Below are 23391 nucleotides of genomic sequence, written 5' to 3' on the forward strand. Positions count from 1 at the left end.
CAACGAAGAGAAAACGAGGCGGCATCCGCCGCCCCAACGAAAGGAAGAGATTCCATGCACGCAAAGATGGCTCTGGGGGCCGGCTTCGCAGCAATTGCGGCGGTCGGATTGTCCCTCGGCACCGCATCGATCGCCCAAGCCGAGTTGGTGGGCACCGGTTGCTCGGCCTACGCGCAGCAGGTGCCGACGGGTCCGGGTTCCGTCCAGGGCATGGCGATGGATCCCGTCGCGGTGGCCGCGTCGAACAATCCGATGCTGACCACCCTGACCAAAGCGGTGTCAGGACAATTGAATCCGCAGGTTAACCTCGTCGATACGCTCAATGGCGGCGAGTTCACTGTCTTCGCACCCACCGATGCCGCGTTCGCCAAGATCGACGCCGCGACCATCGAGAAGTTGAAGACCGACGCCCCGCTGCTGACGAGCATCCTCACCTACCACGTGGTGCCCGGACAGGCCGCGCCCGCGCAGATCGCCGGCACGCACACCACGGTGCAGGGCGCCGACGTGACGGTCAGCGGTCAGGGCAACAACCTGAAGGTCAACAACGCGTCCGTGGTCTGCGGCGGCGTGCAGACCGCCAACGCGACGGTCTACATGATCGACACCGTGCTGATACCGCCGATGAACTGACCTGCGGCACAACCCGAACCGGACGGCGGCCCGCGCTAACCCCCAGCGCGGGCCGTCTTCCCTGCCGTAGTGATCAGCGCGACGTCGCGGCGGACGGATCGACGGTCGCCTCGATCTTGCGGACCAGACCGTCGCGCAGCGTCAGTACCAAGACCGCGAACAGCCGGCGGTCCCTGAACGCCAGCAGTACCGGCTGTCCCGCCGGACCGGTGACCAATGTGGAGCCCCGCCCGACGTATCGCAACAGATTGACCGCGACGTCGTGCGTCCCGTGGTTGACCTGCGGCGGCGGAGTGCCCTCGCCGAGGAGGGTGCCGACGCCCCACACCCTCGGATCCAGCACCGCCGTCAACGCCTGCAGATCACCGTTTGCGCATGCGGTGATGAACTTCTCGGCGACCGCCTGATGTTCGACGTCGCTGACGTCAACGACGCGCGGTGACGCATCGGAGAACTTCGCTCGCGCGCGCCTGGCCAGCTGGCGACACGTACCCACCGGTCGCCCAACTGTTTCCGCGATTTCGGCGAACGGCATCTGGAACACGTCGTGCAGCACGAACGCCACCCGCTCGCCGGGACTCAGTCGGCGCAACATCTCCCACAGCGCGGTGCGCACCTCGTCGTCGAGCGTGACCCGATCGGCGGGATTCGGATCGACTGAGGCGGCGGTCTCGAGTTGGTCGGTCTCGTCGGTGCTTTCGTGTCGGACGCGGGCGGAGCGCAACTGGTCCAGACACAGTCGTCCGGCGACGACGGTCAACCAGGCGCGAACGTCGTCGATCTGCGCAACATCCGTGCGCGCCAACCGCAGGAACGCCTCCTGGGCGACGTCCTCGGCGTCACCGACGTCGCCCAGCATCTGGTAGGCGAGATTCACCAGGTAGGGACGATGGCTGCGCCATGCGACGTCGACATCGTCGGAACTAGTCATGATTCATAGACGAGGCCGGACGACGAAAAGTTACCAGGGGCGGCGTGTAACTTTCCGCGATGCGGCGCCGTCCTTGGTGTCATGAACGCAATTCTTGTCACGGGCGCAACCGGCAACATCGGCCGCCCTCTGGTTTCACATCTCGTCGATGCGGGGGCCGACGTCCGCGCGGTCACCCGCGATCCGAATTCGGCGGATCTTCCGGACGCGGTTGAGGTGATGACCTCGGCCGCCGCCGGTCTCGACGGGGCATCCGCGGTCTTTCTGAACTCCCGCGCGCTCGGCGAGGAACTCACGCCGGTGGTGCGGGCCGCCCGGCGCGCAGGCGTCACCCGCCTCGTCGCGCTGTCCGCGATCAACGCCGACGACGACTTCTCGCGGCAGCCGTCGAGATTCCGTGGCGACCGCAACAAGGAGGTCGAACAGCTGGCGGTCGACTCCGGCCTCGAGTGGGTGAGCCTGCGGCCGACGGTGTTCGTCACCAACTTCATCGGCATGTGGGCACCTCAGATCGCAGCCGGCGATGTCGTTGCGGGTCCTTACGCGACAGCATCGACCGCCCCCATCGCAGAAGGCGATATCGCCGCGGTCGCCGCGCGCGCTCTGCTCACCGACGAGCTTGTCGGCCAGAAGATTCCGCTGACCGGCCCGCAGAGCCTGACGAACACCGAGCTCGTCGAAGTCATCGGCGATGTTCTCGGGCGTCGGCTGGCCTACCGCGAGATTCCGGCAGCACAGGTGCGGGAACGCTTCGTCGCCGCCAACTTCGGACCCGAATTCGCCGACGCCTACATCGCCCTGCTTGCGGCGACGGTCGACACACCTGCATTGGTTACCCACGAGGTCGAGAAGATCCTCGGCCGCCCGGCTCAGTCATTCGCCGAGGCGGTGTCGTCATACCGACAACAGCTCACGAATCACCAAGGGAGAGAAAATGTCTGACCTTCGTCCACCGTGGTATCTGAAGCCGATGAACCGCCTCGTCAAGGCGATTCAGAAAGCAGGCATCCCCGCGGGGCCGTCCCAAATCCTGACGGTGCCGGGACGGAAGTCGGGGAAGCTACGCGGCACTCCGATGACGCCGTTCGAACACGACGGTGGCCTCTATACCGTCGCGGGTTATCCCGGTGCGGACTGGGCGGCCAACGCCCGCGCGGCGGGTACGGGAACCCTGACCCGTGGCCGTAAATCGCGGCCCGTGAAGATCGTGGAGCTCAGCCCACAGGACGCCAGGCCGGTGTTGCGCAGCTTCGCGGTGAAGGTTCCGGTCGGGGTCGGCTTCGCCAAGCGGTCGGGTCTGGTGCAGGACGGCACGCCTGACGAATTCGAAGCGCTCGCCGGTGAGCTGGCGGTTTTCCGATTCGACCCCGTCAGCTAGGGGTTCGCCTGCAGCTGCTGGAAAAGCGCGTGCATGTCGAGCTGGCCGCGATGCGTGACGAGCATGTCGCCCTGGAAGCGGTCGATATGGATCCCGGATATCGACACCTTGGCGCCGGTCGGAGCGATGCCCCGGAACTCGCCGGTGTGCGTGCCGGTGAATCGGCAGCGGGACACCCCGTGCGATCCGTCGACGAGAACCTCCTCGAGGTCATGACGGGCGTCGGGAAAGCCGATGGCGAACTCCTCCAGGCGGCCGAACCACTGGTCGAATCCGACGGGTCCGGCACCGCCGATGTCGACGACCACCCGCGGTGACACGAGCGCCCGAAGCGTCGACCAATCGTGTCGATCGATCGCGCCGTACAGGCTGTGCACGAGGTCGCAGACCTCGTCGCGCTCAAAGCTCATGTACGCACCTTCTCGATGATGTTCTCGGCGAACCGCTCGATGGGCTCACGGTAGCGCTCGACGTCGGTTCCCGAGGTGTCGGCTTCACCCCACCACGGGCTGCACATCACCGCGGTGACGCCGATCTCCTCGGCGCGCTTGTACAGATCCGGTGTCGGTGGCTCCATCAACGCCAGCATGATGTCGAACGGTTCGCCGTCCCTTCCGTATTCGCGCCGAAGTTCGGTGAGCCGTCGCGCGTAGGACGCCGCCTCGTCCCATCCGTACGCATAGCCCACCCACCCGTCGCAGAGTCTGGCCGCCCGTCGCAGCGCTGCATCCGACTCACCTCCGCACAGAATCGGCACGGGCGCTTCCGGATGAGGTTCGATCATCATCTCGGGCACCTGGTAGTGCTCGCCGCTCCACGACACCCAGCCGCCGGCCCACATCGCGCGCAGTGCCGGGATCATCTCGTTGAGCCGCTTGCCGCGGGTGGCGAAGTCCTGGCCCAACTGTTCGTACTCCTCCCGCATCCATCCGACACCCACCGCGAGGGAGACGCGGTCGCCTGACAGCACCGCGGCGGTGGCGACCTGTTTGGCCACCTCCAGCAGTGGCCGCGCGGGCGCGATGTAGACGGCGTTGGAGAAGCGCAGCCGACTCGTGACGGCGGCCATCGCGCCGATCTGCACCCAGCAGTCCGGCCACGCCGTCTCGGGCGGCCACGGCGGCCTACCGCTGGGGTGGTCCGGATACGGCGACGCCAGGTTGCGGGGATAGATGAGGTGGTCGGCGCACACCATGCCGTCATAGCCCGCCTCGTCGAGCATCCTCGCCACGGGCAGTATTTCTGACGTTTTCATGAACAGGGTGCCAGACCAGAACTGCATCCTGTTTCTTTACAGGCAAATACGGGCAGCATCAATGGCATGCCCACACTGTTGTGGTTCCGGCGCGATCTGCGGCTGAGCGATCTGCCCGCCCTGTTGGACGCGGCCGCCCCCGACGGTGAGGTCCTCGCCTGCTACGTCCTGGACCCGCGTCTGGAGGCGTCGTCGGGGCAACGCCGGCTGCAATACCTCTACGACACGCTGCGGGATCTGCGTGACAGCCTCGACGGGCGGTTGCACGTGAGCCGCGGCCGTCCGGAGAAACGAATTCCGGCGCTGGCCAAGGCGATCGGTGCGGCGTCGGTACACGTATCGGGCGACTATGCCCCGTTCGGACGACGGCGCGACGACGCGGTTCGCGAGGCGCTGGGCGACACACCGCTGGAGGCCACCGGGTCGCCCTATCTCGTGTCGCCGGGCAGGGCGACCAAGGACGACGGCACACCCTACAAGGTGTTCACCCCGTACTTCTCCGCGTGGCGCAGACACGGTTGGCGCAAACCGGCGTCGTCCGGCCCGAAATCCGCGCAGTGGATCGACCCCGAGGATGTGCCCGGCGCGGTGGCGATCCCCGACCTCGGGATCGAGTTGGAGCTGCCCGCCGGAGAGACCGCCGCGCGGCGTCAATGGAAGTCGTTCGTGCAGAAGCAACTCGACGGCTACGCCGACAACCGCAACCGTCCGGACCTGCCCGCCACCAGCCGCATGTCGGCGCACCTGAAGTTCGGCACCATCCATCCGCGGACCATGGCGGCCGACCTCGGCACTGGCGCGGGCGCGCAGGCATATCTGCGTGAGTTGGCCTTCCGAGACTTCTACGCCGCCGTGCTCAACGAATGGCCCAACAGTGCATGGTGGAACTGGAACTCGTCGTTCGACAAGATTGCGGTCGACACCGACAAGGACGCTCAGGCATTGTTCGACGCCTGGAAGGCCGGCCGTACCGGGTTCCCCATCGTCGACGCCGGCATGCGACAGCTGGCGCAGACCGGCTTCATGCACAACCGGGTACGCATGATCGTGGCGTCGTTTCTGGTCAAGGATCTACACCTGCCGTGGCAGTGGGGCGCGCGCTGGTTCCTCGACCAACTGGTGGACGGCGATATGGCGAACAATCAGCACGGATGGCAATGGGCCGCGGGCTGCGGCACCGACGCGGCGCCGTACTTCCGGGTGTTCAACCCGACGACGCAGGGTGAGAAGTTCGACCCCAACGGTGATTACGTGCGCCGGTGGGTCCCCGACGTCGACGACGACGATTACCCGGAGCCGATCGTCGACCACAAAGCCGAACGCGCCGAGGCGCTGCGCCGCTACGGCGAGATCACTTGACGATCTGTCCGCCGTCCACCGGCAACGCCACCCCGGTCACATACCTGCCGGATTGGCCGCACAGGTAGACCATGGTGTCGCTGATGACCTCGGGCTCGACGGGCGGATTGGCCAGCAGCGGTTGCTGCGACGGACTGAAGTTCGGATGCTCGACGGACCACTCCGCCATCGCCTCGTTGTAGATCATCGGTGTGGCCACGCCACCCGGATGCACCGAGTTCACGCGGATGTTCTTCTCGGCCAACGCTATTGCGAAATGGCGCATGATTCCGATCACGCCGTGCTTGGCGGCGGTGTATCCGGCCGCACCGTGGCTGGCGGTGCCGAAATCGACGGTCACCGGCTTGAAACCCGCAGCGGAGCTGGTGATCACGACCGCCCCGCCCTCGCCGTGCGTCAACATCGCGGGCAGCGCGGCGACGATCGTGTAATACACACCGTTGAGCATCACGTTCACCGCGTCGACGAACGCTCCGATCTGGGTGCCCTGCTCCCCTGCGGCCGGCAGGATGCCCGCGTTGGCGAGCACGAAGTCGATCCGTCCGAACTCGGCTACCCCGTTGGCGACGACGGCCTTGAGCCGCTCGAGGTCACGGACGTCGGCGCGTTCGGCGACGATTCGCCGGCCGGTCTTCTCGACCAGCTTGACCGTTTCCTCGAGATCCTCCGCGGTCGCCATCGGATAGGCGACGCTGTCGAGCTGGTCGCACAGGTCCAACGCGATGATGTCGGCGCCCTCTTCGGCGAACCGGACGGCGTGTGCCCGTCCCTGCCCCCGCGCAGCGCCGGTGATGAACGCGACTTTGCCTTCGAACTGGTCAGCCATGGCGCATCACCCTACGCACGTGTGTAGTACCTCCCGAACACAGGTATGCCAGAATGTCGGCAGTTGTCAGCCCACCATGAGGAGCAAGCGTGGCCACCACCGAGGTCGTACGACGCACCGACACCGTTGACGTCGAGGATGTGCCGTCTGCCGAATGGGGCTGGTCGAAGGAGAACCACAAGCTCATCCACATCGGCGGCCTGATTGCGGCGGCGTTCCTGCTGGCCATGTTGCGTGGCAACCACGTGGGACACGTCGAAGACGGATTCCTCATCGGCTTCGCCGCCCTGATCCTGCTCGCGGTCGGCCGCGACTGGTGGCTGCGTCGTCGCGGCTGGATCCGCTAGACATCCGCTAGACGGAGTACAGCGGGCGCAGTGCGTCCGGACCAAGGCTGAACAGGGTCTCGGTACCCGCCACCGGACCGTTTGACGCCTTCGCCGCACCGAGGGCATGAGCCTTGAAGGCCCTGGCCGCCGCACTCAGCTGATGCTGGACCGGGTCTGTCGGACGACCGAAGTCGGTCGGCCAATCCTCGCCCCACACGGTCACGTGGGTCGTGCCGCGCTTCACGATTCCGACCACGCTCGCGCGGATCCGATCGTCGGCCAGGGCAGCCGTGCTGACCGCGAGCGCGCCGTCGCGTGACGCCGCCTTGATCACGTCCAGCAACTCTGCGTCGGCCTCCAGCGGAGACGCACCCAGGATCGCGAGGGGCCGTGTGTCGTGGTCGTCGGTGAGCACCACCTTGACGTCCCATCCGGCTCTCGCCCTGTCACACATCCACCCACCGGCCGATCCGACCAGATCGACGACGTTCGACGCGACCACTGTCAGCTGGTACCGACGGCTCCCGATGGAGTTCAGCTCGTTGAGCGGCAAAGGCACCTAAGCAGCGTGACAGTTTCCCAGTGATCTGTAAAGGACGAGTTTTCCTGCCGACCTGACGAATTCGAAAAATCTGTAAGGCTTCGGCAGAGAAGTGAGCAGGTGGAGGTGATGTCAGCTTGCCGCGGCCAACGGTAGGACGGCACCCACCGCCGTCAGCTCGCCGGACAGGCCGGACGCCCGCCGCATCTCGACGAACGCGTCGATCATCGCGTCGGTCGCCTCGTGCGGGTCGGCGAGCGTGACGTCATCGGTCAGCACGGAGATCGCGAGTTGGTCGACATAGCTCCACACCGTGATGTTCATCCCGCTGCCCGCGACCACGGGCCCCACCGAGTAGATCTCGGTGACCATGCCGCCCTCGATGGCGCCCCGATCGCGGGGCCCAGCGACGTTCGACACCGTCAGGTTGAACACGCTCGCGGACTCCACCCGCCGCGCCTGGCGGCGGAAGATCGCGGGCGCCATCGCCGGCGGAAGGTAGGACATCCACGCGGGCAACAGGGCGGGTCCGAGCAGTTGGTGATTCTCCTTGGCGATGCCAGAGGACAACGCGGTCAGCCGCACCCGCTCCAGCGGGTCGTCGACGTGCACCGGCAGTGAGGGGGTGATGTAGCTGAACTCGTTGCCCGCCAATCGTTCTCGTGAGGGGTTGGTGCTCACCGGCACCCCTGCCAGCAGTGGCGCGTCGGCGCAGCCGTCGTAGCGCAACTGCAAGCGCCGCAGCGCACCCGCGACCGACGCCAGCACGACGTCGTTCAGCGTCACCCCGAGGTGCTTGCTGGTCTCTTTGACGTCGAACAACGCCAGCGGTGCCGTGGCGAACCGCCGCCCCGGTGTCACGACGTGGTTGATGAAGCATGGCGGCGGCGCGAAATTGCGGGCGAGTTCCGGGTGGGCCCCACGCTCCTTGGACCGCCGTCGGACACGAGAGACGCCTGCGGCGGTCTCGCTCATCAACCTGGGCAGCTTCCGGATCAGCCCGGCGTGATCGCGGCCTGCGGCGGCCAGCAGCCGCGCCGTGGTGCGCGGCATGCCGTCCAGCCGCGGCGGCATCGCGTGCGCGACGTCCTGCGATTCCAGCGCCTTCGCCATCTGGTTGGCCGACGCAACCCCGTCGGCGAGGACATGATGCACCTTGTGCACGATCGCGATCCGGTTGTCGGCCAGGCCCTCGACGAAGTACATCTCCCACAGCGGACGGCTGCGGTCCAGCGGCGTGCTGGCGATCTCGCCGATCAGCTCGTCGAGTTCGCGCCTACCGCCGGGCGCGGCCACACGGGTCCGGCGCAGGTGGTAGTCGAGGTCGATGTGGCCGTTTTCCACCCACATGGGGTGGTGCAGCTTGAGCGGGATGTCGACCAGCTGGTAGCGCAGCGGCGACAACGCCATCAAGCGCGGATAGGCGACCCGACGAAACATCTCGAAATTGAAGTCGTCGACACCCGAGACATCGAGAATCCCGATCTTCAGCGTGTGCATGTGCACTTCGGGCGTTTCGCTGTACAACACCAAGGCGTCGACGCCGTTGAGTCGTTTCATATCCCCCCGCTTCGGCTTTAACCGGTTCCCCCGGTCGGACCCGCTCGGTGGCGTCCTCACTTGCTTCGGCAAAGAAATGACACTCGTTCAAGACTTTGTAAAGCTGATTCCATGAGTCTCGTCACCGGGCGTGGTCCGCTGAGTACCCATCCTGCCGGATGGTTTACTCCACCGCTGGCCGCAGGCAGCGTCTTCGTCGAACCTCATCCTCGGCGGGTACAGGCGTTGCGCGACGGTCGCGCGGTGATCGACACCGAACGGGTACTGCTGGTGCATCGGCCCGACCGACCCCTGAGTTATGCATTCATTCCTGAGGACATCGGGGATCTGCCGGGTGAACCGGTGGCCGAGGCGCCGGGGTTCGTCCAGGTGCCATGGGATGCGGTCGACACCTGGCTGGAGGAAGGCCGCCGGCTCGTGCACTACCCGCCGAATCCGTATCACCGCGTCGATTGCCGACCGACCGATCGCGCACTGCGCGTCACCCTCGGTGACGAGGTCCTGGTGGACACGTCGGACACGGTCATCGTCTTCGAGACGGCGCTCGAACCGCGCCTCTACGTTGCACCGTCGCATGTGCGCACCGAACTGCTAAGGCGCTCGACGACTAGTAGCTACTGCAATTACAAGGGTTATGCGACGTACTGGTCGGCGGCCCACGGGGACGACGTCGTCGCCGATGTCGCGTGGAGTTATGAGGAACCGCTGCCCGAAACCCTGCCCATCAAGGGCTATTTCAGCTTCGATCCCGATCGGGTCGAGGTGGTGGCGCAACTGCCGCAACCGTGACGTGGCGCCGCTCCCTACGGCACCGTAAGTTACGGTTGCGTACATTTCCCCTGCTCAGCCACACTTCCATCGGCTAGAGCGAAGGGAAACAGCTGTGGGGCACTACATCAGCAATGTGCGCGATATCGAGTTCAACCTCTTCGAGGTGCTCGGACTGGGCAGCGTTTTGAATTCCGGCGGTTACGGCGATCTCGACAGCGACACCGTGCGCACCATGCTCGATGAGGTCGCGAGGCTGGCCGAGGGGCCTGTCGCGGAGTCGTTCGCCAGCGCCGACCGTAATCCGCCGGTGTTCGACCCGAAGACCCATTCCATCAGTGTCCCCGGCGAATTGGCCAAGTCGGTCCAGGCGATCAAGGACTCCGACTGGTGGCGCATCGGCCTCGCCGAGGAGATCGGCGGAGTGCCTGCGCCGGCGCCTCTGGTGTGGGCCGTCAACGAACTGCTGTTGGTCGCCAACTCGTCGGCTGCCTTTTGGTGGGCACTGGGACCGACCATGGCCAACGCGCTGTACATCGAAGGCAATGACGAGCAGAAGCGCTGGGCCGCAGTGGGTGTCGAACGCGGATGGGCGGCGACCATGGTGCTGACCGAACCCGACGCCGGTTCGGATGTCGGGGCGGGGCGCACCAAGGCCATCGCTCAGCCGGACGGCACCTGGCACATCGAGGGCGTCAAACGCTTCATCTCCGGCGGCGACGTCGGCGACACCGCGGAAAACATCTTCCATCTCGTGCTCGCGCGACCAGAGGGCGCGGGACCGGGCACCAAGGGGCTGAGCCTGTTCTACGTCCCCAAGTTCCTCTTCGACCCCGAGACTTTCGAACTCGGCGCTCGCAACGGCGTTTTCGTGACCGGCCTGGAACACAAGATGGGCATCAAGTCATCGCCGACATGCGAGTTGACGTTCGGTGCGGATGGTATTCCGGCCGTCGGGTATTTGGTCGGCGATGTGCACAACGGCATCGCGCAGATGTTCACGGTGATCGAAAACGCCAGGATGACAATCGGTGTCAAGTCGGCGGGCACGCTGTCGACGGGGTATCTCAACGCGCTGGCGTACGCCAAGGAGCGTATCCAAGGCGCGGATATGACCCAGATGACCGACAAGACCGCACCTCGGGTAGCGATCATCGCCCATCCCGACGTGCGGCGCAGCCTGATGACCCAGAAGGCGTACGCCGAAGGTCTGCGAGCGCTCTACATGTACGCCGCGGCGCATCAGAACAACGATGTCGCCCAACATGTCTCGGGAGCGGATCCGGATCTGGCGCACCGTGTGGACGACCTGCTGCTGCCGATCGTCAAGGGCGTCGGTTCGGAACGAGCCTACGAGATTCTGACCGAATCGCTGCAGACGCTCGGTGGTTCCGGCTTCCTGCAGGACTACCCGATCGAGCAGTACATCCGCGACGCGAAGATCGACTCGCTGTACGAGGGCACGACCGCGATCCAGGCGCTGGATCTGATCTTCCGCAAGATCTTCCGCGACAACGGCGCCGCACTGGCGCATGTCGCAGCGCAGATCAGCAAGACCATCGAAAGTTGTGACGCCGCACTGAAACCGCAGGCGGAACTGCTTCGGGTTGCACTCGCCGGTGTGCAGGCGATGACTGCCGCACTGACCGGTTACCTGATGGCCGCTTCGGAGACCCCTTCGGAAATCTACAAGATCGGGCTCTCGTCGGTGCGTTACCTGATGGCCGTCGGCGACCTCATCATCGGGTGGCGGCTGCTGGCGCAGGCAGACGTCGCGCATGCGGCGCTGGCGGCCGGAGCGTCGGGTAGTGACGAGGCGTTCTATCAGGGCAAGATCGCGACGGCCGCGTTCTTCGCGTCGAACATGCTGCCCAGGATCAGCACCGTTCGCACGATCGTCGAGACCGTCGACGACGACATCATGCGACTGCCGGAGGCCTCGTTCTAACTAGCGCTCGTCGCCAAAACTGTCTCTGCGCTGGCGCGGTGGCGTCAACCCAGCCGTGGGAACAATGCGAGCGCGTTAGTGCGCTCGATCGCCGTACGTGTCGCGACGGCCATTGGATACGCCTCTAGCCCGGCGGCGAAGTACTGGCTGGCCTCCACCGGCGCGAAGGGCCAGTCGGAGCCGAACGTGATGTGTCCGGGTTTGGCGAACGCGAGCAGCGTGGGCAACGCCGCAGCAGTCGACGACAGCGCAGTGTCGAAGTAGAAGCCCGAGAATTCATCGAGGAGGTCGGCGGGGTCGCGGCCGCGACGTCGAGTTGAGCCATGGCGTGCAGTGCGTCGTCGACGTTCCACGCGGGGATCGCTCGACCACCGGCATCCTCGACTCCCGCCTTCTGCAGAGCTTTTCGATAGTCGGGCGGGATGTGATGTTGGTGTGTGTCGATTCTCTGCACCGTCGCTCCTCTCATAGAGCTGGTTCGAACCTGAACCTATGCAGGCGATTTGCGCGAAATATCCTGCGTATCTTCAGTTTCGGCGAGGGCATCCAGGTCAGGCAGTGGACGGCGGCTGATTTCGCGGGCCTCGTCGGCAGGCAGGCCGAACAACCGCAGGATGTCTTCAGTCACCTTGTCTGTCGCCTCGGCGTCGTCACGGTCGGCTTGATGCCGCAGCAGATTGCCCAACCCCAGCAAGGCGCCACCCGCCATCGCCAACGCGAGCTCGGGATCATCGACGGTGAATCGCCCCGCCCGGGTGGCCTCTTGGATGTCACGCAGGCCACGCGGCGCCAGCCCCTTCTTCGAAGCCAACAGAGTCATTCCGTTGGCCAGCAGGATCTGGCTTTCCTGCGGGCGACGGCGGAACAACCGGCCGGTCAACCGGTAGCTGCACGCGAACGTTTCCGCGGGATCCTCGATCGACGAGGTGAGCTCATCTAGCAACGCACCGTGGGCGTCGAGGACGTCGGCGACCGCGGCCTCGAACAGCTGCTCCTTGCTGTCGAAGTGGTTGTAGAACGAACCCATCCCGACATCGGCCGCCTGGGTGATCTCCAGGACCGGGACGTTGACCTTGCCGGCGGCGATGAACGTCTGCGCCGCCTTGATCAACGCTGCGCGCGTGCGTTGTTTGCGCCGCTCGAGACGGTTGACCGACGCCTCTGGTTGATCGCTCACCCGCTCACCGTAGCAGAAATCCTCACTTTTGAGGAATTCGTCAGAAACTATTGACTGAGTGTACGTCGCATGTGACGATTTCGTCAGTTAGCGAGGAGGCGGGGATGAGCGACATCATCGGCACCCACAGTGACCTGCACAGCGAGCAAGGCGCTCGCGCGGGCGAGCATCCCGGGCGGTCACGAAACCCGGTGATCAAGGTCGCCGATATCGCCTGGCTGGAGTTCGAAAAGCCGGACCTCGCGGCCGCCGAAGCCTTCGCGTCGGCATTCGGCTTCGCCACCGAGTGGCACTCTCCCGACGAGGTGCGGTTGCGTGGCACCGACCCCGGCGCACCGTGCGTGATCCTGCGTCGAGGCCCGCGCTCACGGTTCGTCGGGACCGCGTTCGCGGCCCAGGACGAGGTCGACGTGTTGCGCCTCGCCGACGCGACGGGCACGACAGTGCAGGCGCTCCCCGACTCCATCGGGGGCGTGTCGGCGCGGCTGATCGACCCAAGCGGAATCCCGGTCAAGGTGGTCGCCGGAATGCACCGCCTCCCCGCACTGCCGGCGCAGGACGTCCACACCTTCAATTTCGGTGATCGCCCCGCGCGCGTCAACACGACCCAACGCCCGCCCAGGGCGCCGGCGAAGGTTCAGCGACTCGGGCACGTCGTCCTGTCATCCACCCGATACTCCGAGGCGTTGAACTGGTACCTCGACAAACTCGGGATGATCGTCAGCGACTTTCTCTACTACCCCGGCCAACGCGACCGCGGCCCGGTCATGAGCTTCATGCGCTGCGACCATGGTTCGGTTCCCACCGACCATCACACGTTGGCGTTGACGCTGGGTCCAGTCAATCGCTACGTGCACTCGGCGTACCAGGTGTGTGATCTCGATGCGCTCGCCGCCGGCGGCGAATACCTGCGTGAGCGTGGCTATTTCCGGTCCTGGGGTATCGGCCGCCATATCCAGGGCAGCCAGCTGTTCGACTATTGGCGCGATCCCGACGGATTTCTCGTCGAGCATTTCGCCGACGGCGACATATTCGACAATACGCTGGAGCCCGGGTGGGCACCGTTCACCGCGTCGGGCCTGTCCCAGTGGGGCCCCGCCGTCACCAAGGACTTCCTCGGCGTCAACCCCAAAGCACTTCCCCACGAAGCGCTCTCGATGGTGGCCGCGCTTCGCGACAAGAACGAGTTCACCCTCACCCGCCTTCGCGGCCTGATGAAAGCAGCCACCTCATGACGATCTCCGTTCTTCGCACCGCCGACGCCTGGTGGGTCCAAACCCCCACCGGCGCATCGAAGATCGCCACGACGGCCACCACCACCGGCGATCTGATCGCTGACTACGAGGCGGTCGAATGGGCCGCCTACGGCACCGACACCGTGCCGGTCGAGTCACTCTCGCTAATCTCCCCCGTGACACGGCCCTGCCGGGTCGTGGCCCAGATGACGAACTTCGCCTCGCACGTCAAGGACGCCGGGATGGATCCCGCCTCTATCCCGCTGACGTTCTTCCGCAAGTCGTCGGCGTCGATCAGCGGCCCGTTCGACGACATCGTCAAGCCGAGCCACGTGAAGTTCCTGGATTACGAAGTCGAGATCGGCCTGGTGATCCGAAAGGACATTCTCGTCGGTACGGCGATCTCAGAGTCCTCGCTGTCCGACTACATCGCCGGACTCGTTGTCACCAACGATGTTTCGGCACGCGACGTCCAGCTGCCGCAGACTCAGTTCTACGAGGCCAAGTCGTATCCGACGTTCACCCCCGTCGGACCCGCACTGGTGCTGCTCGACGCGGACGAACTGAAGCGCTTCACTGATCTGCGTCTGCGGCTGCAGGTCAACGGCGAGGTGCGCCAGGACATGGTCGTCGGTGGCGACATGATCTACCCGCCGCTGCAGGCACTGCAATCGCTGGCCCGCTTCCAGGATCTGGCCGCCGGCGACCTCGTGATGACGGGTACGCCGGTCGGCACCGCGTTGAGCGCACCACCGAAGCCGATTGAGATCATCGGGTCTCTGCTTCCGCCTGCGGTCAAGTGGAGGGCGTTCTTCAAGCGTCAAGCCAAGAACACGAAGTACCTGAAGAACGGCGACGTGGTGGAGCTCGGTGTCGCGACCGACGACGGCTTGATCGACCTCGGTGTGCAGCGCACCGTCGTGAGATACGCGTGACGGTGGAGGACGCGCCCGCCGTGGTCGTCGTTGGCGCGGGACCCACGGGCACCACCGTCGCAACCCTGTTGGCGCAGTACGGCATTCACTGTCTGTTGCTGGACCGGTGGGCCGGCGTCTACCGTCAGCCCCGCGCGGTGCATCTCGACGACGAGATCTACCGTGTCATCGCGCGACTCGGAATCGCCGGCGAGTTCGCCGCGATCTCACGACCCGCCCAAGGCCTTCGTCTCCTCGATCCCACGATGAAAGTTTTGGCTGAGTTTCGCCGCGACACCTCGTTGTCGGTCAACGGCTTCCCGCAGGCCAACATGTTCGACCAGCCGGAACTCGAAACCTTGTTACGCGCCAACCTCGAGCGCTACGCCTGCGTCGAACTGCGGGGCGACGCCGAGGTCACCGGCGTCACCGAGCAACGCGACGGCCGGATTCGGGTCACCTACGTCGACCGCACCGACGGTTCCACTCATGTCGTCGACACCGACTACCTGCTCGGCTGCGACGGCGCCAACAGCATCGTGCGCACCCACATCGGCTCTCATATGCACGATATGAAGTTCGACCAACGGTGGCTCGTCATCGACGCGGCCACCCCCGCCGACCTGGACCAGTGGGACGGCGTGCACCAGGTGTGCGATCCCGTACGCGCAGGCACCTACATGCGGATCGGAGAATCGCGGTACCGCTGGGAATTCCGGCTCCTGCCCGGCGAATCCGCCGACGACTTCCGAACCATCGAGGCGCTTCGACCGCTCATCGCACCGTGGACGCAGGGCGTCACCGACACCGAGATCGCGTTGATCCGCGTGGCGGAGTACACCTTCCGGGCGCGGATCGCCGACCGGTGGCGACGCGGAAACATCTTCCTGCTCGGCGACGCCGCGCACCTCACCCCGCCGTTCATCGGCCAGGGTCTCGGTGCCGGTCTGCGCGACGCGGTGAACCTGGCCTGGAAGCTTGCTGGCGTCATCAAAGGCGAACTGCCGCCCACCGCACTGGACAGCTACGAGCAGGAACGGAAACCCCACGCCCACCACATGATTCGGCTGGCACTCGTCGTCGGCTGGGCAATGACGGCCGGAGGCGAATTCGGCAACCTCGCCAGACGGCTGCTCGTCACACGCTTACAGCTCATTCCCGGTATGCGCACCAAGGTCGTCGACAGTCGCACACCCGCCCTGCACCGCTCGGCCTTCGTGCGACCCACCCGGGGACGACTCGCTGGCACCCTCTGCCCCAACCCGCCCTACCCCGACGGCAAGTCACTCGACGACCTCCTCGGCGACGGGTTTGCGATGATTACCGCCGTGGCGCCCACCGCTGGTCAGCGCCGGGTACTCGACAACCGCGGCGTCACCATCCATATCGCGCCGCCGGACTCCGAAATCGCCGAGTGGCTGCGCCACGGACGCGCCACGGCGGCGCTCGTGCGACCAGACCGCACCGTCATGTACGCCGGGCACGACGTTGAAAGGATCTGCCAGGTCACGCCGCACTTCAGGTGGGATCGGGTGTCAGGCCGCCAATCCTCCGGCGCGGACGGCCACCGCCGACGAGCCGCACGTCGCCGAAACTGCGGGGAGATCGCTATTTAGCGAAAAATCACGATCTCCCCGCAGTTTCGGCGGTGACGCCTCGGCGCTCGTGCGTCCCGACCGAGGCGGCTGCGCCGACACCCAGCGCCGCCACCACGAAGCTCAGCGCGGTGTGCAGCAGGCTTCCCGTCGGGGTGCCATCGCTCGTCATACCGTCGGCGGCCGCGAAATACGCAGGCATCGCGCTGATCCACAGCACGGCGAGCACGCCGAGATACACGGGACCGTAGATTCGCACGAACGGGCTCACCGCCGTACTGCCGTCGGCCCGCACGCGCCGCCACTGCCTGACCAGTACCGGCACGGCGATGGCCGCGACAATGACGAGCTCGATCGAGAACACAATCGCCTGCGCGGTGACCTTCCCGCTGAACAGCGAGGACGGGATGCTCAGGATCGCAATACCGATCGGCGTCAGCACTCCCGCGACCCCGACGATGTCGCACACCAGCTGGTTGACGTCGTCGCCTACATCATCGAGCAGCTGCCGGAACAACCGCTGCTGACGCTCTTGCTCGAGAACGACCGGGCCAACCAGTTCAGCCGCCGCATGTTGGAGCCCGTCGTGATCGCACGGTGCCGGGTCATCCTGCAGCACACCCGAATTAACTGGGCCGCGCTGGGCTATTCCGAAGCCGACATCGACGAGCTGGTCGAGTTCCTGTTGCGCATCATCCAATCGATGGTCATCGCACCCGCCGAACCCCCGCGCACCGGCGCAGAACTGCGGGCTTACCTTCGCCGGTGGATCGCGCCCGCGCTCACCGCGCGGCCTTGATCACCGAACTGCCGAAGCGGTCGATGGTCTCCAGCACATGCGACAGACTGTCGCCCGGCAACCCGACCTGGACCCACGTAACACCCGCGGCCGCAAGCTTTTCCAGACCGGTGAGATAGGCGTCGGCATTGAAGTCGTCGTCGCCCGGGCTGCCACCCTCGGCGTTGGTGAACGTGATATCGATGCCCGTAAAGTCCCGGCCGGCGGCGTCGAACCTGCGGCGCAGGTCCTCGATCCCCTCAACCAACGTCTCGGCATCCATGACCGCCGTCCGCGCGGTCTGCGCGAGCATCGCCGGTGCGGGGAACGGACACCAGCCGTCACCGTGTTCGACGACACGTTTGCGCGCGGCCGTGGTGTTGCCGCCGATCCAGATGGGCGGATGCGGTGTGCTCACCGGCCTGGGGTGCGCGGTTATTCCCTTGGCGCTGAAATGCCGCCCCTCATAAGAGAAGTCGTCGGTGGTCCAGATCCCCCGGATCACTTCGAGTGCCTCCTCGAACAGCGCGGCGCGTTCGTCGAAGTCCACCCCCAGCGCGGTGAACTCCCGCTTCAGGTAACCGACGCCGACCCCGAGCGTGAACCGCCCGTCGGACAGCAGGTCGAGCGTCGCCCCCGCCTTGGCCACCACGAACGGATTGCGGTACGGCAGCACGACGATGTTCGGGATCAGCCGCAGCGTCGTGGTCCGCGCGGCGGCGTAGCCCATTGCGACGAACGGATCCACCGCGTCATGGCCGCCGGACTCCAGCCATCGCTGTGACGGCGCCGGATGATCGGTGAACCCGAAGCCGTGAAAGCCGGCCGCCTCGGCCGCCGCCGCGACGGTCGCGATACCCGAGCCGGTCACCAGCTCCGGGTTGTACGGATGGCTGTGCATCGGGTGGGTGAACGTGAACCGCATACCTGCTCCGCTTCCGCGCGGCCGAGCCGCGCATTCAACGCTAGAACAATCTTCTCGATTTCCGAGAATGTCGTTACCATGCGAACCACGGAAAGTACAGGGTTCACGCCGCAGAAGGGTCACCGGGGATGAGCGAGTTGAGCGTGGCCGCATTCAGGCACGGCCCGTTCGCCGGCTTCCTCGACCCCGAGACCATCACCCGATACGCCGCGGTGACCGGTGATCGCACAGCCGCGGTGCTCGATGGGAACGCCGTGCCGGTGGTCTTCCCGGTGCTTCTGGTCTTCGCCCCGAATGAAGTCGCGCGGGCGGATCTGCCCGATGCGGCGTACCGGGGTGCCCGAGGCGGTGTGCACGGCGAGCACGACATCGTGCTGCACCGGCCATTGCTCCCCGGGGAGCCACTGGAGACCTGGTCACAGATTTCAGCGATTCGGACGACGACGGCCGGCACCCAGGTGGTGATGCACTTCGACCAGGTGGACCGCGACGGGGTCGTCGTCGCCGAACAATGGTGGACGATGATGCTGCTCGGCGTGCGGGGCATGGCGGACCTCGGCGTGATGCCGGCCGAGCACCGCTTCCCTGATGCCGCGAGGGCCTACCCGCTCGGCACGGCCAACCATCACATCGATGCCGACATCACGCACCGCTACGCCGAGCTGTCCGGCGACTGGGCCGCACATCATTTCGACCTCGAGGTGGCCCGCGCCGCCGGCTTCGACTTCGTGTTTACCCACGGCCTGTGCACGATGGCGATCTGCACCCACCGCGTGCTCGGCCTGCTGGGTGTCGACGACCCGGCACGAGTGCGACGCGTCGCCGTGCGGTTCGCCGCGCCCACCCCGCTGAACTGCGATCTGGCGGTGAATGCCTTTCGCATCTCGGAGCATTCGTTCGCTTTCGAGGCCGAAGCCGACGGCACGAAGACCATCGCCCACGGAAGATTGGAGCTGCGCCGATGACCAGGCCCGAGATCGGAGTCTATCTGCCTCAGATGGGCTTCACCTACGAACAGGTCCTGCATCGCACGCAGCGCTGCGAACTGCTCGGCATCGACTCGATCTGGCTCTATGACCATCTCTATGCGCCCGGCATGCCGGACTACCCGTCGATGGAGGCGTGGACCCTGGCGACGGCGCTGCTGAGCCGCACCGAAAGCATTCGGGTCGGACATATGGTGCTGTGCAACCAGTTTCGCCATCCCGCAGTGCTGGCCAAGATGGCGACGACGCTGGACCAGATCTCTGCGGGCAGGCTCGCGCTCGGCATCGGCAGCGGCTCCATCGAGGACGAGCACTCCCGCATAGGGCTGCCGTGGGGCACGTTCGCCGAACGGTCCGAACGCCTCGGTGAGACGCTGCAGATCCTGTATCAAGCGTTCGCCGACGAGGTGATCGACTTCGCCGGAAAGCATTTCACCGTCCGAGACATGCCGATCAAACCACCGGCGGTGCAGCAACCTCGTCCGCCGATCGTCGTGGGCGGTGTCGGCGAGAAGTACACACTGCCACTGGTCGCGCGCTACGCCGACGTGTGGAACGTCCCGACGTATGCGCTGGGCGAGCTCGAACAGAAGATCTCCGTGCTGCAGTCGATATGCGACGAGGTCGGCCGCGACCCGTCGACCATCGTGATGTCGATTGAGGCGGTGATGGCGTTGGCGGCCGACGACGCGTCACTGCCCACGGTGCGACAGCTCGCCGAGAAGCGTTTCGGCGTGCCGGCATTCGGGCTCAGGGAAGGCGGCTTGATCGGCACACCGCCCGCGATCGTCGACCGTCTGCATCAGTTGCAGGAACTGGGGTTCGGCCAGATCGTGTTGTTCACCCACGACCGCGGCTCCGACGAAACCCTCGACCTGCTCGCCGCCGAGGTGATCGCGAAACTCTAACTGCTACGCGCCGAAACTGAACTTCTGCAGGCCGCTACTCGAACATTGTCTGCATGGCTCCAGTCTCGACACCAAAACTAACGGGCCGGTGCGTAGGCCGGGCGCCCGAGGCCGAGCGAATGTTGGGCGATCATGTTGCGGAACACCTCGAGAGTGCCGCCGTAGATACCGGTCGGACCGGCCAATCGGAAGATGTACTCGGCTCGCCCGTCGTCGGCCGCACCTTCAGTACCCACGGGCAGCGCTGATGCAGTACCGAGCAGGTCCATCAGATCGGGAGTCACGTCACGCATGGTCTCGGCGATGGCCACCCGACCGAACATCCCCGGCGTGCTCGCCGCGGCTTCCATCCGCGCGATGCTGCGCCCCAGCCGATACTTCGCCGCATCGTCAGTCGGTGCCGTCGCGGCCACCCCGTCGATGGCCTCGGCGAGCAGGAGCAGGTGTTCGGTCATCGCCGCGATCTTGTCCAGACCGTCGTCTCCACGGTCGATCGTGCCGTGCTCGTCGTTGAGCGCCTCCCGCAGCACGGCCCAGCCGCCGTTGACCTCACCGATGCGATACCTGTCGTCCACGCGGACATCGCTGTAGTACGTGATGTTGGTGCGGTCGCCGTCCACGGTGCGCAGCGGCTGGATCTCGACACCGGGCGAGTCCAGCGGCACGAGGAACATTGTCAGGCTCTGGTGTTTGGGCGCGTCGGGGTCGGTGTTCGTGATCAGGAAGACGTACTGTGCGTTCTGCGCGTTCGACGTGAACATCTTGGACCCGTTGATGATCCAGCCGTTCCCGTCGCGCACCGCCCGTGTCTTGCACGTCGCGACGTCGGAGCCACCCTCGGGTTCGGTGTAGCCAAGGCACAGCCGATACTGGCCGGCCAGCGCCTTCGGTATGACCTCTTCTTTCAGCGCCTCGGTGCCGAACCGCTGCACGGCGCGCAACACCATCGCGGTCGTGCCCCAGTGGAACCACGGCGTGTGCGCCCGGCCGATCTCCAGCGTCCAGACGCGGCGACGCACGCGGGAGAACCCGCCGTCGGTCTCGTCCTTGAAATCGCTTGCCAGATAGCCGGCCTCACCCAGCGCCAGGTGTACACCCTCGTCGAAGTTCTCACCCGTCTGCCGGTCGCGTGCGATGACCTCGTCGGTGACGATCTCCTTCAGAAAGCTCCGGAGGTCGTCCCGAAACGCCTGGTCCTCCTCGGACAGTTCAACGCGTGAGAAATCCACCTCCTGAGCGTGACACTTTCTAATTCATCTGTAAAGTCTCGTCTGATGTGGTCACTGATGAGTCAACTCCTGGCATCGGCGATGGTGGTCGCCGTATCGCCGTTCTCGATCATCGTGGCCATTTTTCTGGTGCTCCATACCGAGCGCGCCCAGGCGAACGGGTGGGCTTTTCTGGTGGGCAGGGTGATCGCCCTCGTCGTCGTGACGGCCGCATTCATGCAGGCTCCCAGGCTGATCGCCGCCCTCAACCGGCCAGTCTCCCCGCGCGGGCTGATCGCTGTCGGCGGCATCCTCGTCGCAATCGGAGTGTGGGTCTGGCTCCGGCGGGACCGGATGACAGAGGAACCGGCATGGCTCGTGAGGTTCACCCGCCTCACCCCTGTCGGCGCGGGAGTGACCGGGATGGCGTTCGTGGTCACGAACCCAAAGATGCTGGCCGCCACCGCCGCCGCCGGGTTGCTGGTCGGTGCCGCCAGCGCCGGTGCCGCAGGAGCCGGTGGCGCCGTCATGTACTACGCCGTCGTCGCCAGTTCGACGGTCGCGGTTCCGGTGCTGGTCTACATGGCGGTCGGGGCGCGCGCCGACGACCAACTCACCCGGTTCAAGCACTGGCTGCACCGGCACAACGGACACGTCACGGCCGTCATCCTGTTGGCGGTCGGAATCGCTCTGCTGCTCATGGGAATCCGTGAGCTGTAAACCGAAGGAGTATGACCTTGGGCATCGTCACCACAAGCTCGGAAACGGCATTCAGCCAACCTCCGGAGGCGATCTACGATTTCGTGACGAACCCCGCCAACTGGACCAAGACGTACCCGGGCGGTCCAGACATCCGCAACCTGCCGGACCGGTTACCGCTGCAGGTCGGCGACACCTGGGACGAAGCTCATCCCGATCCCGCCAAGGACCGCGTCTTCACCTGGCAGCTGGCGATGGCGGTACGGCCTCGCCTGTTCGTGTTCAGCTCGGTCGGACGCCTTGGCCACGACAGTCAGGGCGACGGCGGACTCGAGGGCCGCATGACGATCGAATACCACTTCATCCAACCCGGTGACGGCGTGACGCTCTTCCGCCGGACCATGACCATCGAGGCGTACCGGCACGCCCCGTTGACCGACGGGTTCTTCCGGATGGTCAATCCAGCCCATATCGACGCGTACCACGCCGCCGTGGCACGGGAACTCGCTACGACGTAGCCGAGAACACCCTCCGCAGCGCGGCTGCCTGCATTTCGAACAACCGCTGACTGGTCTCCCACTCCGGCACCAGCGAGTCGAATCCGTGGCACGTGCCGGGAAAGACGTGGAGTTCGGTGGCGACCTCGGCCCACATCAGATTGCGCGCATAGTCGACGGCTTCGTCCCGCAGCGGGTCGAGCTCCGAGCAGGTGATCAACGCGCTTGCGACACCGGATAACTCGCGCGCCCGGCCTGGCGCGGCGTCGGCTGAGACGGGTCCGTCGCCGGAAAAGTAGTGCTGCCACATCTGCTCGACCGCGGGCCTGTCGAATCCGGGGGTGTCGACGAATTCGTCCTTCGACGGTGTCGGACGGTCATCGAGCACGGGTTGATGCAGCAGCTGGAACACGACCGGCGGCGCGGTTTTCTCTGCCGCGCACTGCGCAAGCCGGGCGGCCAGTCCGCCACCGGCGCTGCTGCCTGCCACCGCGATCCTGCCGACGTCCACACCAAGCTCGGTAGCGTTCTCCACCACCCCGTTGAGCACCGTCATCGCATCGTCGCGCGCCGCGGGGTACGGGTGTTCGGGCGCCAACCGGTAGTCCACGGAAATGACCGTGCAGCCGCCCTGCCTGGCCAACTGAACGCACTGGCGGTGGTCGGTGTCGAGGTTGCCGAGTACGAAAGCCCCTGAGTGGCAGTAGATCACCGCCGGCGACGGGGCCGCCGCGCCGCGATAGATGCGCACCGGCACGGAGCCGACCTCGTGCTCGTCGATCTCGACACCGGCCGTGTTGACGCCCCGCGCGGTCTCGGCGCGGCGCTGGTTCAGGGAGTCGCGAACGACACCGAGCACGGACGGCGACAGGTCGGTTCTGGCCTCCGCCAGGTGACGCAGCGCGGGATCGAGCCGTGCGACGAAGTCCGCCTCCATGCTC

The 23391-nt window shown here is 65.8% G+C and carries 26 protein-coding genes and 1 pseudogene; 15 read left to right on the top strand and 12 right to left on the bottom strand.

Annotation, left to right across the window (positions count from 1 at the left end):
* Nucleotides 1-54 precede the first annotated feature (54 nt).
* On the top strand, nt 55-633 hold the full coding sequence (locus tag G6N43_RS20625; protein WP_083149875.1) for a fasciclin domain-containing protein: 579 nt from the start codon (nt 55-57) through the stop codon (nt 631-633).
* Between the two features lie 73 nt (nt 634-706).
* Here the strand turns inward: G6N43_RS20625 and sigI are convergent, their stop codons facing one another.
* Entirely contained in the window at nt 707-1564 is an 858-nt protein-coding gene (gene sigI, locus G6N43_RS20630; protein WP_083149876.1) for an RNA polymerase sigma factor SigI, read from the bottom strand.
* Nucleotides 1565-1645: 81 nt separating this feature from the next.
* Here sigI and G6N43_RS20635 point away from each other — a divergent pair, with 81 nt between their 5' ends.
* Both G6N43_RS20635 and G6N43_RS20640 read left to right on the top strand, forming a co-directional pair.
* Nucleotides 1646-2506 (top strand): NmrA family NAD(P)-binding protein, encoded by an 861-nt coding sequence (locus G6N43_RS20635; RefSeq protein WP_083149877.1) that lies wholly within the window; start codon nt 1646-1648, stop codon nt 2504-2506.
* Nucleotides 2499-2942 (top strand): nitroreductase family deazaflavin-dependent oxidoreductase, encoded by a 444-nt coding sequence (locus G6N43_RS20640; RefSeq protein ID WP_083149878.1) that lies wholly within the window; start codon nt 2499-2501, stop codon nt 2940-2942. Before G6N43_RS20635 ends, G6N43_RS20640 begins: the two co-directional genes overlap by 8 nt.
* Here G6N43_RS20640 and G6N43_RS20645 read toward each other — a convergent pair.
* Together G6N43_RS20645 and G6N43_RS20650 are read right to left on the bottom strand one after the other, a co-directional pair.
* Nucleotides 2939-3352, bottom strand: coding sequence for an ester cyclase (locus G6N43_RS20645; protein WP_083149879.1), 414 nt, complete (start codon nt 3350-3352; stop codon nt 2939-2941). The two genes, G6N43_RS20640 and G6N43_RS20645, sit on opposite strands and share 4 nt — an antisense overlap.
* Nucleotides 3349-4224, bottom strand: a complete 876-nt coding sequence (locus G6N43_RS20650; RefSeq protein ID WP_083149880.1) for a TIGR03619 family F420-dependent LLM class oxidoreductase — start codon at nt 4222-4224, stop codon at nt 3349-3351. Before G6N43_RS20650 ends, G6N43_RS20645 begins: the two co-directional genes overlap by 4 nt.
* A gap of 39 nt (nt 4225-4263) precedes the next feature.
* Here G6N43_RS20650 and G6N43_RS20655 point away from each other — a divergent pair, with 39 nt between their 5' ends.
* Nucleotides 4264-5556 (top strand): cryptochrome/photolyase family protein, encoded by a 1293-nt coding sequence (locus G6N43_RS20655; RefSeq protein ID WP_083149881.1) that lies wholly within the window; start codon nt 4264-4266, stop codon nt 5554-5556.
* Here the strand turns inward: G6N43_RS20655 and G6N43_RS20660 are convergent.
* Nucleotides 5549-6382, bottom strand: coding sequence for a mycofactocin-coupled SDR family oxidoreductase (locus G6N43_RS20660; protein WP_083149882.1), 834 nt, complete (start codon nt 6380-6382; stop codon nt 5549-5551). The genes G6N43_RS20655 and G6N43_RS20660 overlap by 8 nt on opposite strands.
* Before the next feature lie 89 nt (nt 6383-6471).
* Here G6N43_RS20660 and G6N43_RS20665 point away from each other — a divergent pair, with 89 nt between their 5' ends.
* Nucleotides 6472-6729 (top strand): DUF2631 domain-containing protein, encoded by a 258-nt coding sequence (locus tag G6N43_RS20665; RefSeq protein WP_083149883.1) that lies wholly within the window; start codon nt 6472-6474, stop codon nt 6727-6729.
* Nucleotides 6730-6736: 7 nt separating this feature from the next.
* On the opposite strand, the gene G6N43_RS20670 is transcribed toward G6N43_RS20665, so the two are convergent.
* Nucleotides 6737-7270, bottom strand: coding sequence for a hypothetical protein (locus G6N43_RS20670; protein WP_083149884.1), 534 nt, complete (start codon nt 7268-7270; stop codon nt 6737-6739).
* A gap of 114 nt (nt 7271-7384) precedes the next feature.
* Nucleotides 7385-8812 carry a WS/DGAT/MGAT family O-acyltransferase gene (locus G6N43_RS20675; RefSeq protein WP_083149885.1) on the bottom strand — a complete coding sequence of 476 codons (1428 nt, stop codon included), beginning with the start codon at nt 8810-8812 and terminating at the stop codon, nt 7385-7387.
* Between the two features lie 111 nt (nt 8813-8923).
* Here G6N43_RS20675 and G6N43_RS20680 point away from each other — a divergent pair, with 111 nt between their 5' ends.
* Both G6N43_RS20680 and G6N43_RS20685 read left to right on the top strand, forming a co-directional pair.
* Entirely contained in the window at nt 8924-9601 is a 678-nt protein-coding gene (locus G6N43_RS20680) for a DUF427 domain-containing protein (protein ID WP_083149886.1), read from the top strand.
* Between the two features lie 94 nt (nt 9602-9695).
* The gene (locus tag G6N43_RS20685) at nt 9696-11528 is read left to right on the top strand and encodes an acyl-CoA dehydrogenase (RefSeq protein ID WP_083149887.1); all 1833 of its coding nucleotides are present in this window, start codon (nt 9696-9698) and stop codon (nt 11526-11528) included.
* A 44-nt stretch (nt 11529-11572) separates the two neighbouring features.
* On the opposite strand, the pseudogene G6N43_RS31105 reads toward G6N43_RS20685, so the two are convergent.
* Both G6N43_RS31105 and G6N43_RS20695 read right to left on the bottom strand, forming a co-directional pair.
* Nucleotides 11573-11833 (bottom strand): annotated as a pseudogene (locus G6N43_RS31105) (amidohydrolase family protein); the annotation flags it as partial.
* Nucleotides 11834-12018: 185 nt separating this feature from the next.
* Nucleotides 12019-12705: a TetR/AcrR family transcriptional regulator gene (locus tag G6N43_RS20695; protein WP_083149889.1), complete on the bottom strand. Its 687-nt coding sequence runs from the start codon at nt 12703-12705 to the stop codon at nt 12019-12021.
* Between the two features lie 104 nt (nt 12706-12809).
* Between G6N43_RS20695 and G6N43_RS20700 the strand changes: the two genes are divergently transcribed.
* The 3 genes from G6N43_RS20700 to mhpA are packed head-to-tail and all read left to right on the top strand — an operon-like array spanning nt 12810 to nt 16470.
* The gene (locus G6N43_RS20700) at nt 12810-13940 is read left to right on the top strand and encodes a VOC family protein (protein WP_083149890.1); all 1131 of its coding nucleotides are present in this window, start codon (nt 12810-12812) and stop codon (nt 13938-13940) included.
* On the top strand, nt 13937-14875 hold the full coding sequence (locus tag G6N43_RS20705; RefSeq protein WP_083149891.1) for a fumarylacetoacetate hydrolase family protein: 939 nt from the start codon (nt 13937-13939) through the stop codon (nt 14873-14875). Before G6N43_RS20700 ends, G6N43_RS20705 begins: the two co-directional genes overlap by 4 nt.
* Nucleotides 14866-16470, top strand: a complete 1605-nt coding sequence (gene mhpA / locus G6N43_RS20710) for a bifunctional 3-(3-hydroxy-phenyl)propionate/3-hydroxycinnamic acid hydroxylase MhpA (RefSeq protein ID WP_407664918.1) — start codon at nt 14866-14868, stop codon at nt 16468-16470. The genes G6N43_RS20705 and mhpA overlap by 10 nt, the downstream gene beginning before the upstream one ends.
* A 7-nt stretch (nt 16471-16477) precedes the next feature.
* Here the strand turns inward: mhpA and G6N43_RS20715 are convergent, their stop codons facing one another.
* Nucleotides 16478-16966, bottom strand: coding sequence for a hypothetical protein (locus G6N43_RS20715; protein ID WP_163657903.1), 489 nt, complete (start codon nt 16964-16966; stop codon nt 16478-16480).
* 15 nt (nt 16967-16981) lie between these two features.
* Between G6N43_RS20715 and G6N43_RS20720 the strand changes: the two genes are divergently transcribed.
* Nucleotides 16982-17248: a hypothetical protein gene (locus G6N43_RS20720; protein WP_234810018.1), complete on the top strand. Its 267-nt coding sequence runs from the start codon at nt 16982-16984 to the stop codon at nt 17246-17248.
* Here G6N43_RS20720 and G6N43_RS20725 read toward each other — a convergent pair.
* Entirely contained in the window at nt 17232-18152 is a 921-nt protein-coding gene (locus G6N43_RS20725) for an LLM class F420-dependent oxidoreductase (RefSeq protein WP_083149893.1), read from the bottom strand. The genes G6N43_RS20720 and G6N43_RS20725 overlap by 17 nt on opposite strands.
* A gap of 128 nt (nt 18153-18280) precedes the next feature.
* On the opposite strand from G6N43_RS20725, the gene G6N43_RS20730 reads away from it, so the two are divergent.
* Both G6N43_RS20730 and G6N43_RS20735 read left to right on the top strand, forming a co-directional pair.
* Nucleotides 18281-19117 (top strand): MaoC/PaaZ C-terminal domain-containing protein, encoded by an 837-nt coding sequence (locus G6N43_RS20730; protein WP_083149894.1) that lies wholly within the window; start codon nt 18281-18283, stop codon nt 19115-19117.
* Nucleotides 19114-20046 carry an LLM class flavin-dependent oxidoreductase gene (locus G6N43_RS20735; protein WP_083149895.1) on the top strand — a complete coding sequence of 311 codons (933 nt, stop codon included), beginning with the start codon at nt 19114-19116 and terminating at the stop codon, nt 20044-20046. Before G6N43_RS20730 ends, G6N43_RS20735 begins: the two co-directional genes overlap by 4 nt.
* 77 nt (nt 20047-20123) lie before the next feature.
* Here G6N43_RS20735 and G6N43_RS20740 read toward each other — a convergent pair whose 3' ends face one another.
* On the bottom strand, nt 20124-21275 hold the full coding sequence (locus G6N43_RS20740) for an acyl-CoA dehydrogenase family protein (RefSeq protein ID WP_083149896.1): 1152 nt from the start codon (nt 21273-21275) through the stop codon (nt 20124-20126).
* Between the two features lie 57 nt (nt 21276-21332).
* On the opposite strand from G6N43_RS20740, the gene G6N43_RS20745 reads away from it, so the two are divergent.
* Complete coding sequence (locus G6N43_RS20745) at nt 21333-21974, top strand: GAP family protein (RefSeq protein WP_234810019.1); 642 nt, start codon at nt 21333-21335, stop codon at nt 21972-21974.
* A gap of 17 nt (nt 21975-21991) precedes the next feature.
* Nucleotides 21992-22471 carry an SRPBCC family protein gene (locus G6N43_RS20750; protein WP_083150032.1) on the top strand — a complete coding sequence of 160 codons (480 nt, stop codon included), beginning with the start codon at nt 21992-21994 and terminating at the stop codon, nt 22469-22471.
* Here the strand turns inward: G6N43_RS20750 and G6N43_RS20755 are convergent.
* Complete coding sequence (locus tag G6N43_RS20755) at nt 22461-23387, bottom strand: alpha/beta hydrolase (RefSeq protein WP_083149898.1); 927 nt, start codon at nt 23385-23387, stop codon at nt 22461-22463. The genes G6N43_RS20750 and G6N43_RS20755 overlap by 11 nt on opposite strands.
* Nucleotides 23388-23391 lie beyond the last annotated feature (4 nt).

The organism is Mycolicibacterium moriokaense (genome assembly GCF_010726085.1).
Lineage (GTDB): Bacteria > Actinomycetota > Actinomycetes > Mycobacteriales > Mycobacteriaceae > Mycobacterium > Mycobacterium moriokaense.